We start from the raw sequence: 11,312 nt of genomic DNA on the forward strand, positions 1-11,312 counted from the left end.
TCCCCCAACACCCCACCATCAACCACACCATCCACCACCAACAACCCCGCACCACGAGCCACCAGACCCGCCACCACCGGACCATCCACCCCACCCGCAGCACACACCACCAACCAACCACCCGGAAGCGACTCCGACACCACACCCCCGACCGACTTCCACACCACCCGATAACGCCAGGAGTCGACTGTGGAGAGTTCACGCGACTGGCGACGCCAGGACGAGAGAACAGGCATCACCTCACGGAGGGACCCGACATCGGCCGAGTCCAGCGTCCGGGCCAGGGCATCGAGGTCACCCCGTTCGACCGCATCCCAGAAGTGGCGGTCCGACGTCGAGGTAGAGCTCTCCTCGGTCACGAGGGCGACCGGGGCGGTGTCCGGCCAGTAACGCTCGTGCTGGAAGGCGTAGGTCGGCAGCTCGACCTGGACGGCGCCGGAAGGTGCGAAGTACGCGTCCCACGCAAGGGGCACACCACGCACGTGTGCCTCGGCCAGCGCTCCTACGAGCGTCGTCGCCTCGTCGCGATCCTTGCGGAGTACCGGGAGGAAGGCGGTGCCCTCCACGGTGACGCAGTCCTGGCCCATCGCGGACAGCACGCCGTCCGGACCCAACTCCAGGAATGTGGTGACGCCTTGGTCTTGGAGCGCCTGGATCCCGTCGACGAAGCGGACCGCCTCCCGGACGTGGCGTACCCAGTAGTCCGCCGAGCAGATCTCGTCGCCCGACACGACACGACCGGACACGTTGGAGACGATGGCGATCTGCGGGACGTGGAACGTCAGAGTCTCCGCGACCGTGCGGAACTCCTCCAGCATCGCGTCCATGCGCGGCGAGTGGAACGCGTGACTGACCCGAAGCCGCTTCGTCTTACGACCCTGAGCCTCGAACTGCGCGGCGATCGCCAGAACCTCTGACTCATCACCCGAAACCACCGTCGCGGACGGCCCGTTGAGTGCTGCGATGTCGACACCGTCGGTCAGCAGCGGAAGGACTTCGTCCTCCGACGCCTGGAGGGACACCATCGCCCCACCGGTCGGCAACGCCTGCATCAGACGACCACGAGCCGCGACCAGCTTCGCCGCGTCCTCGAGTGAGAGCACGCCCGCCACGTGCGCGGCCGACAGCTCACCGATCGAGTGCCCCAGCAGATAGTCCGGCTTCACACCCCACGCCGACACCAGACGGAACAACGCCACCTCGAGCGCGAACAGCCCCGCCTGCGTGAACTGCGTCTGATCCAGCAGCTCACCACCCTCGAACACCACATCCCGGACAGGCCTGTCCAGATGACGGTCAAGCTCCGCACACACCGCATCGAACGCATCCGCGAACACCGGATACGCCTCGTACAACTCACGGCCCATACCCGACCGCTGCGCACCCTGACCCGAGAACAACACCGCCGACCGGCCCTCGACCACCTCACCCCGCACGGTCCGGTCACCGACCAGCACCGCACGGTGCTCCAACGCCGCACGCGTCGTCGCCAGCGAGAACCCGACATCCACCGAATCCCGGCCCACGGCGAACGCCGACAACCGCTCCACCTGCGCCGAAAGACCCGCCTCCGACTTCGCCGACACCACCCACGGCACCACCGGCAACACGACACCGGTGACCTTTTCCACCGCGGTTTCGGTCTGCTGCGCCTGCTCCAGGACCACGTGCGCGTTCGTGCCACTGATCCCGAACGACGACACCGCGGCACGCCGCGCCTCACCCGTCTCCGGCCACGCCACCGACTCCGTCAGCAACTCGACCGAACCGGCCGACCAGTCCACCTGCGACGACGGCTCATCCACATGCAGCGTCCGCGGCACCACGCCGTGCCGCATCGCCATCACCATCTTGATCACACCCGCCACACCCGCAGCGGACTGCGTGTGGCCGATGTTGGACTTGATGGAACCCAGCAGCAGGGGACGGCCGTCCGGCCGTTCCTGTCCGTACGTCGCCAGCAGCGCCTGCGCCTCGATCGGGTCACCCAGCCGGGTCCCCGTACCGTGGCCTTCCACGACGTCCACCTGGGTGGGCGACAGCTTGGCACTGGCCAGGGCCTGGCTGATCACGCGCTGCTGCGCGGGGCCGTTCGGCGCCGTCAGACCGTTCGACGCACCGTCCTGGTTCACCGCCGAACCCCGCACGACCGCCAGGACCCGATGGCCGTTGCGCCGCGCGTCCGACAGCCGCTCCAGCAGCAGCATGCCCACGCCCTCGCCCCAGCCGGTGCCGTCAGCCGCCTCGGCGAACGCCTTGCACCGGCCGTTGGCCGCCAGGCCTCGCTGCCGGGAGAACTCGACGAAGACACCGGGGTTGGACATGACGGTGACGCCGCCGGCGAGCGCCTGCGTGCACTCGCCCGATCGCAGCGCCTGGATCGCCCAGTGCATGGCGACGAGCGACGACGAGCACGCCGTGTCCACGGTCACCGCCGGGCCCTCGAGCCCCAAGGTGTACGAGACCCGGCCGGACAGCACGGAGGTGACGTCGCCCGTCAGCGCGTGTCCGTCCGAGCCGGGAGACGCGGCCATGCCGATGCCGTATCCCTGGGTGGAGGCGCCGATGAACACGCCCGTACGGCTGCCGCGCACGGAGAGCGGGTCGATGCCCGCACGCTCGAACGCCTCCCACGACGTCTCCAGCAGCAGCCGCTGCTGCGGGTCCATCGCCAGCGCCTCACGCGGTGAGATCCCGAAGAGGCCCGGGTCGAAGTCCGCGGCGTCGTAGAGGAATCCGCCCTCGTTCGCGTACGAGGTGCCGGGGTGCGCGAGGTCGGGGTCCGGGTCGTACAGCTTCTCGAGGTCCCAGCCACGGTCCGCGGGGAACCCCGCGATGGCGTCGCCTCCCGAGGCCACCAGGTCCCACAGCTGCTCCGGGGAGCGCACATCGCCCGGGTAGCGGCAGCTCATCGCGACGATCGCGATGGGATCCGCTTCGCCGGACTCGACATGGCGAAGTCGCTGGCGAGTCTGCTGGAGCTCGCCGACCACCTTGGTCAGGTACTCGCGCAGCTTCTCTTCGTCCGCCATCAGTACATCGCTCCCGTGAGTCGTACAGGAAAATTCATGCTTGCCACGTCAAGAGATCCCGAGGTCGTTGTCGATCAGGTCGAACAACTCCTCGTTCGTCGCGGACTCGTAGCGCTCCGCGCTGCTGTCCCGGTCGGCCGGCCCGTTCGTCTCGTTGAGCTTGGACAACAGGGATTCCAGGCGCATGACCACGCGCATCCGGCCGATGTCGTCGTGCGCGCGGACGGCGAGGGCCTGTTCCAGGCGGTCCAGTTCCTCGCCCGCCGGCAGACCGCCTTCCGCGTCCTGCAGGATCTCCGCCTGCAGATGGGCTGCGAGCGCGGCGGGTGTCGGGTGGTCGAAGACGGACGTCGCCGGAAGGCGCAGCCCTGTCGCGGTGTTGAGCCGGTTGCGCAGTTCGACCGCGGTCAGCGAATCGAAGCCGAGTTCCCTGAAGGCCCGGCCCGCTTCGACGGCCTTGGTCGTCGTGTGCCCGAGCACCGTCGCCGCGTGGTCGCGGACCAGATCCAGCAGGAGCTGCGCCCGGTCGGGCTCGGAGAGCACCATCAGCTCCGCACCCAGGGCCAGGGCTGCATCCGGCTCGCCGACCGGCTCCGTCGCTGCCTCTCCGAGGACGGCTGCCACCTGCGGGATGTCGGCTATCAGGGGTCGGGGACGCGCCATGGTGAAGATCGGCGCGAAGCGTTCCCAGTCGACGTCGGCGACCACCACGGTGGTGTCGTCATGGTCGAGGGCCTGCCGCAGCGCTGCCATGCCCGACACGGGCTGGATGAGGCGTACGCCCTGCCGGTCGAGGAGGATCTTGGCGTCCTCACTCACCATTCCGCCACCGGCCCATGGCCCCCAGGCGACGGACAGGGCGGGCACGCCCTCGGCACGACGTTGTTCGGCGAGCGCGTCGGCGTAGGCGTTGGCCGCCGCATATGCACCGTGGTCCCCGACGCCCCAGACGGCCGAGACCGACGAGAAGTAGATGACCGCGTCGAGGTTCTCGTGGTCGATCAGTTCGTCGAGGTGCCGGGCTCCGGCGACCTTTGCGGCGGCGATGTCCGCGAACACGTCGTCGTCCGTCACCGCCAGCGGGGCGAGCCTGCCGACCCCTGCCGCGTGCACGACGGTCCGCACCGTGTCGCCGGCGCAGGAGAGCCGCTCCAGCAGAGCGGCCACGGCAGCCCGGTCGGTCACGTCGCACGCGGCGACGGTGACCCTGCTGCCCAGCTTCTCCAGTTCGACCACCAGATCGGTGACCCCGGGGGCCTTGTCGCCGCTGCGGCTCACGAGGACGACGTGCTCGGCTCCGTCCTCGGCCAGCCAGCGTGCGACGTGCCCGCCCAGCGCACCCGTTCCGCCGGTGACGAGTGCGGTACCGGACGGCTTCCAGGACCGTACGGACGTTGTTCCGTCCGGTGGCGCGGGCAGCACACGTCGGGCGAGCACTCCAGAGCCACGTACCGCCAGTTGGTCCTCGCCCTCCGTGCCCGCGAGGACGGTCACCAACCGCTTCAGTGCGCGGGCGTCCACCTCTTCCGGCAGGTCGACGAGGCCACCCCACACCTTGGGGTGTTCCAACGAGGCCACCCGTCCCAGGCCCCAGGTCTGCGCCTGTACCGGCCGGGCGAGGACGTCCGACCGCCGGACGGACACGGCGGTCCGGGTGGCGCACCACAACGGCGCCTCCAGCTCCAGCCAGGTCATCGCCCGCAGAAGGGACAGAACGGCAAACGAACCGGACGGCAGCATGCTGTGCACCGGGTGGGGCCGCTCGTCGAAGGACAGCAGCGACAGAACGCCCGAGAGGCTTCCGTGGTCGTCGATGGTCGCGCGCAGCCGGTCGCCGATCGTGGTGACGTCGTCCGGTCCCCCGTCCACGGGCAGAACCACGACGCTTGCCCCGTGGCCGCTCAGAGAGGCCGCACAGTCCGCGACCACCGGCTCATCGATGATCCCTGCGGGGACCGCGAGGACCCAGACCCCGGCGAGCACGGGCTCGGCCGCGTCGTCCATGGGCTTCCAGGTCACGCGGTAGCGCCACGATCCGACCGCCAGGCTTTCGCTGCGATTGCGGTGCCACTGGGACAGGGCGGGCATCATGCTGGCGAGGGACGGCGTGCCGGTCTCCCCGACGTCCAGCGTCCGGGCCAGGGTGTCGACGTCACCGCGCGCGACGACGTCCCAGAACTCGGCGTCGATCGGATTCCGTGTGCCGGCGGGCCCGCCGACCGGGGTGAGCGGCGCGCTCGGCCAGTACCGCTCGTGCTGGAAGGCGTAGGTCGGCAGGTCGATGCGTCGGGCGCCGGTACCGGCGAAGTACGCCGCCCAGTCCACGGCCGACCCACGCACGTGCAGTTCGGCCAGCGCGGTTACCAGGGTGGACGCCTCACCGCGGTCCTTGCGCAGAACCGGTACGAACGCCGAGTCCTCGACGCAGTCCTGGCCCATCGCGGACAGCACACCGTCCGGACCCAACTCCAGCAAGACGGTGACGCCTTGGTCCTGCAGGGTGCGCATCCCGTCGAGGAAACGCACGGCCTTGCGAACGTGACGCACCCAGTAGTCCGCCGAGCAGATCTCCTCGTCCGACACGACCCGCCCGGTGACGTTGGAGACGATGGCGATGCCGGGCGGGTGGAAGGTGAGGCCTTCCGCGACCGTGCGGAACTCGTCGAGCATGGCGTCCATGCGGGGCGAGTGGAACGCGTGACTGACACGGAGCCGCTTGGTCTTGCGACCTTCCGCCTCGAAGTGCGCTGCAATGGCCAGGACTGGGTCCTCGTCCCCCGAAATGACAGTCGCGGAGGGCCCGTTGAGGGCGGCGATGTCGAGGCCGTCGGTCAGCAGTGGCAGGACCTCGTCCTCCGATGCCTGGAGCGACACCATCGCCCCACCCGCCGGCAGATCCTGCATCAGACGACCACGCGCCGCGACCAGCTTCGCCGCGTCCTCCAGCGACAGCACCCCCGCCACGTGCGCGGCGGACAGCTCACCGATCGAGTGCCCCAGCAGGTAGTCCGGCTTGACACCCCAGGCCGACACCAGACGGAACAGGGCCACTTCGAGCGCGAACAGACCCGCCTGCGTGAACTGCGTCTGGTCCAGCAGCTCACCACCCTCGAACACCACGTCCCGCACCGGACGGTCCACGTGCCGGTCCAGCTCCGCACACACCGCGTCGAACGCGTCCGCGAACACCGGATACGCCTCGTACAACTCGCGGCCCATACCCGACCGCTGCGCACCCTGACCCGAGAACAGCACCGCTGAACGCCCCGCCGATGCCCTGCCCCGGACCGTCACATCACCGACGACCACCGCACGGTGCTCCAGCAGCGCACGCGACGTGACCAGCGAGAACCCGACATCCACGGGAGCCCGGTCCGCAGCGAACGCCGACAGCCGTTCCACCTGTGCCACGAGCGCCTCTGACGTCTTCGCCGACACCACCCACGGCACCACCGGCACCACCGCGTCCACGGCGTTCTCCGTCACCTCGGTCGCAGGGGCCTGTTCGAGAATCACGTGCGCGTTCGTGCCGCTGACGCCGAACGACGACACCGCGGCACGCCGCGCCTCACCCGTCTCCGGCCAGTCGGCACGGTCACGCAGGATCTCGACCGCTCCGGAGGACCAGTCCACGTGCGTGGACGGCTCGTCGACGTGCAGAGTGCGAGGCAGCACGCCGTGCCGCATCGCCAGCACCATCTTGATGACCCCGGCCACACCCGCGGCGGCCTGCGTGTGCCCGATGTTCGACTTGATCGAGCCGAGCAGCAGGGGACGGCCGTCCGGCCGCTCCTGCCCGTACGTCGCCAGCAGCGCCTGCGCCTCGATCGGGTCACCCAGCGTCGTACCCGTACCGTGTCCGTCGACCGCGTCGACCTGGGCCGGCTCCAGACCCGCCGAGGCCAGTGCCTGCCGGATGACCCGCTGTTGGGCCGGACCGTTCGGCGCGGTCAGGCCGTTGGATGCACCGTCCTGGTTGACTGCGGAACCTCGGACGACGGCCAGGACCTCGTGGCCGTTGCGCCGCGCGTCGGACAGCCTCTCCAGGAGCAGCATTCCGACGCCCTCGCCCCAGCCCGTGCCGTCCGCCGCGTCGGCGAAGGACTTGCAGCGGCCGTCGGAGGCCAGCGCTCCCTGCCTGCTGAACTCCACGAACGCCGCCGGCGTCGACATGACCGTCACCCCGCCGGCCAGTGCCAGCGAGCACTCTCCCGCCCGCAGCGCCTGCGTCGCCAGGTGCAGGGCGACGAGTGAGGACGAGCACGCCGTGTCAACGGTGACCGCCGGCCCTTCCAGGCCGAACGTGTACGAGAGCCTGCCCGAGACGACGCTCGCGGCGTTGCTGGTTGCCAGCGAGCCCGATCCGGCGTCCGGGGAGCCGAGCAGGACCGTGGCGTAGTCCTGGCCGTTGGTCCCCGTGAACACGCCGGTCCGGGTGCCCCGTACGGAGGCGGGACTGATGCCGGCCCGCTCGAAGGTCTCCCACGAGGTCTCGAGCAGCAGCCGCTGCTGCGGGTCCATCGCCAGCGCCTCACGCGGTGAGATCCCGAAGAAGCCTGCGTCGAAGTCCGTGGCGTCGTGGACGAAGCCGCCTTCGTCCCAGTAGGTGGTGCCGGGACGTTCACGGTCCTCGCTGAACAGCCGGCCGAGGTCCCAGCCCCGGTCGGAGGGAAAGTCCGCGATGGCGTCGCGGCCGTCGGCGACCAGGTCCCACAGGTCGTCGGGGGATCCGACACCGCCGGGGTAGCGGCAGCTCATACCGACGATCACGATGGGGTCGTCGTGGCTGCCGGGAAGCACGGGGGCCGGCGTGGAGGCGGGCGCGGCGGCCTCTGCACTCCCGCCGGCGAGCAGCGGCATCAGGAGGGCCGTGGTGATGTGGGCCGGTGTGGGGTGGTCGAACACGAGGGTTGTGGGCAGGTCCAGCCCGGTCGCCCTGTTCAGCCGGTTCCGGAGTTCGACGGCGGTCAGGGAGTCGAAGCCCAGCTCGCGGAACGCCCGGTCTGCGGGTACGGCTTCGGCCGAGGGGTGGCCGAGTACGGCTGCGGCCTCGGCCCTGACCAGGTCGAGCAGTTCCCGCTCGCGTTCGGCCTCGGGGAGGCCGGCCAGCCTGGCGCGCAGCAGTGCCGAGGCACCTGCCTCGATGCCGCCCGGCCCGGCCGCGTCGCTCCGCAGGGCTTCGGCTGCCTCCGGGATGTCACCGATCAGCGGCCTGGGGTGCGCCAGCGTGAACGCGGGGGCGAACAGGGACCAGTCGATGTCCGCGACGGTCAGGCATGTCTCGCCGGTCTCCACCGCCCGTACGAGCGCGCCCACGGCCAGCTCCGGGTCCATGCCCGTGAGCCCGCGTCGGGCGAGCATGTCCTCGGCCGCGCTGTCGGCCATGCCTCCACCGGCCCAGCCGCCCCAGGCGACCGACGTGGCGGGGAGCCCACGGCTGCGTCGGAACTCGGCCAGGCCGTCCAGGTACGCGTTGCCCGCCGCGTAGGCGCCTTGTCCGGCTGCGCCCCACACTCCGGCGCCCGAGGCGAACAGGATGAACGCGCCGAGCGTCCCGTCCGACTCCGCCCCGAAGAGGCTGTCGAGGTTCGCGGCGCCCTCCACCTTGGCGGCGAGGGCGTCCGCGACGTCGGCGGGATCCGACTCGGCGAGCCCCGCCGTGACGGTCACCCCGGCGGCGTGGACGACAGTCCCGATGGGCCGGCCGTCGGCCTCCCGCACCCGGTCCACGAGCGCGGTGAGCGCGTCGAGGTCGGCGACGTCGCAGGCCGCGATCGTCACCCGGGCTCCCAGGGCCACGAGTTCGTCGTGCAGCGCGGGGGCGCCTTCGGCGGCGGGTCCGCGTCGGCCGGTGAGCACGAGGTGCTCCACGCCCTCGCGGGCCAGGTGGCGTGCGACGTGCGCACCCAGTGCGCCCGTCCCGCCGGTGACGAGGGCCGTGCCGTGCGGGTGCCACGGAGTGGAGGCCGCGGGTCCCTGGGCGCGGACGAGCCGGCGCCCGAAGACGCCTCCCTGCCGCAGCGCGACCTGGTCCTCTCCGACGGGCCCGGCCAGTACACCGCGCAGGCGTGCCCACGCCCTGGCGTCAAGGGTGCCGGGATCCGCCGGAAGATCGACGAGGCCGCCCCAGCGCTCGGGGCGCTCCAGCCCGAGCACACGGCCCAGGCCCCAGGTCAGTGCCTGGGCGGCGCCCGTGGGCGCCTCGGACCGCCCGATGGACATCGCGCCGCGTGTCACGCACCACAGAGGAAGGTCCTCGTCCAGGTCCATCAGGGCCTGGATCAACGACAGCAGGGCACAGAGACCACCCGGCAGCACCGGGTGGCCGCGGTCCGCCTCCTCGTCCAGTGCGAGCAGCGAGACGACCCCGGCGAGCGGGCCGCTGTCGGCGAGTGCGTCGGTCAGTGCGCGTGCGACCGTGGCCCGGTCGTTCCCGTCCGTGCTGATCAGGAGTCGCTCGACGACGGCGCCGCCCGCCGCCAGCTCGCGCTCGACCGCGGTCACCGCCTCGTCCCCGGCCAGGTCCGCGGGCACGGCGAGAAGCCAGGTCCCGGTCGGGCCGGCGGTGGAAGCGACCGTCAGGGGCTTCCAGGTGACGCGGTAGCGCCAGGAGTCGACCGTCGACTCGTCCCGCTGGCGCCGCCGCCACGACGACAGGACGGGGAGCAGGTCCGCGAGTGAGGACCGCATGTCGTCCTCGATGCCGAGCGCCTCGGCCAGCACCTCCGGGTCACCGCCGTCGACGGCCTGCCAGAAGCGGGCCTGGGCGGGGTCCTGGGCCGCGAGCGCGTCGGGGCCGCCCGGCAGGTGGGACATGGGCTGCGGCCAGAACTCCTGGTGCTGGAAGACGTACGTCGGCAGGTCGACCCGGCGGGCCGCGCTCCCCTCGAAGTAGGAGGACCAGTCGACGTACGAACCGCGCACATGCAGTTCCGCGACTGCCTGGAGCAGTGCTCGCGGCTCGTTCCTGTTGCGGCGCAGGGCGGGCACACAGGCGTGTCCCTCGCCGTCCAGGCACTCCTGTGCCATGCCGGACAGCACGCTGCCAGGGCCGAGTTCGAGGAACGTCGTGGCGCCCTGCTCCTGAAGGCTCCGGGTCCCGTCGTGGAAGCGGACCGCCTGGCGGAGGTGACGTACCCAGTACTCGGGGTCGGCGAGCTCACCGGGCTCGGCGAGCCGGCCGGTGACGGTGGAGACGATGGCGATGAGGGCGGGGTGGAAGGTGAGCCCCACGGCCACCGTGCGGTACGCGTCGAGCAGTTCGTCCGTGTGGGGGGAGTGGAAGGCGTGGCTGCCCCGCAGCCTCTTGGTCCTGCGTCCCTCCGCCTCGAAGTGTGCGGCGATCGCCAGCGCTGCGTCCTCGTCGCCCGAAACCACGGTCGCAAGGGGCCCGTTGAGCGCGGCGAGCGACACCCTGTCGGTCAGCAGCGGAAGGATCTCGTCCTCGGTCGCCTCGATGGAGACCATGGCGCCGCCGGTCCGCATGGCCTGCGTCAGACGGCCTCGGGCGGCGACCAGTGTGGCGGCGTCCTTCAGCGAGAGCACGCCCGCCACGTGGGCGGCGGCCAGTTCGCCGAAGGAGTGCCCCATCAGGAGGTCGGGGACGACGCCCCACGACGAGACCAGCCGGAAGAGGGCGACCTCGACGGCGAAGACTCCGGGCTGTGTGTAGCGGGTCTGGTCCAGCAGATCACCCGAGTCGAAGACGACGTCGCGGACCGGCCGGTCGAGGTGGGTGTCCAGCTCCGCGCACACGGCGTCGAAGGCGTCCTTGAACGCCGGGTACGCCTCGTACAGCTCGCGGCCCATGCCCTGCCACTGCGCCCCCTGGCCCGGGAACAGCACGGCCAGCCGGCCGTCTCCCGCCGAGCCCCGCACCACAGCCGAGGACGGTCGTCCTGCCGCCAGGGCGTCCAGGCCGTCGCGCAGTCCGTCGCGGTCCTCCGCGAGGACGACCGCGCGCCGGGCGAGTGCCGCCCGGCCGGTGGCGAGGGAGTAGCCGACGTCCAGGGCGCCGGACGCCTTCGCACCCACCGCGTCCACGTGGCCGGCGAGAGCGTCCGCCTGTGCCTCGAGCGCACCGGGGCGGTCCGCGGCCGAGAGCAGCCACGGCACGACGACCGGAGACTTCCCTGCCGTTGCCTCTTCGGGGTCCGCGGCCGGGACGGGCGGTTGCTCGATGATGACGTGCGCGTTGGTGCCGCTGACGCCGAACGACGACACGCCCACGCGCCGCGGTTCACCCGTCTCGGGCCACTCCCGCTGCTCCGTCAACAGCTC

2 protein-coding genes are annotated in these 11,312 nt (G+C 71.3%); both read right to left on the minus strand.

The features are described 5' to 3' along the window. The coding region (locus ABZ441_RS33195) for a type I polyketide synthase (protein ID WP_358981079.1) at positions 1-2,993 on the minus strand (2,993 nt) is incomplete at its 3' end. Between the two features lie 87 nt (positions 2,994-3,080). Continuing rightward, positions 3,081-11,306 (minus strand): type I polyketide synthase, encoded by an 8,226-nt coding sequence (locus ABZ441_RS33200; protein ID WP_358981077.1) that lies wholly within the window; start codon positions 11,304-11,306, stop codon positions 3,081-3,083. Positions 11,307-11,312 lie beyond the last annotated feature (6 nt).

This window comes from Streptomyces sp. NPDC005752, from assembly GCF_040630715.1.
In the GTDB taxonomy this organism is placed as follows: domain Bacteria; phylum Actinomycetota; class Actinomycetes; order Streptomycetales; family Streptomycetaceae; genus Streptomyces.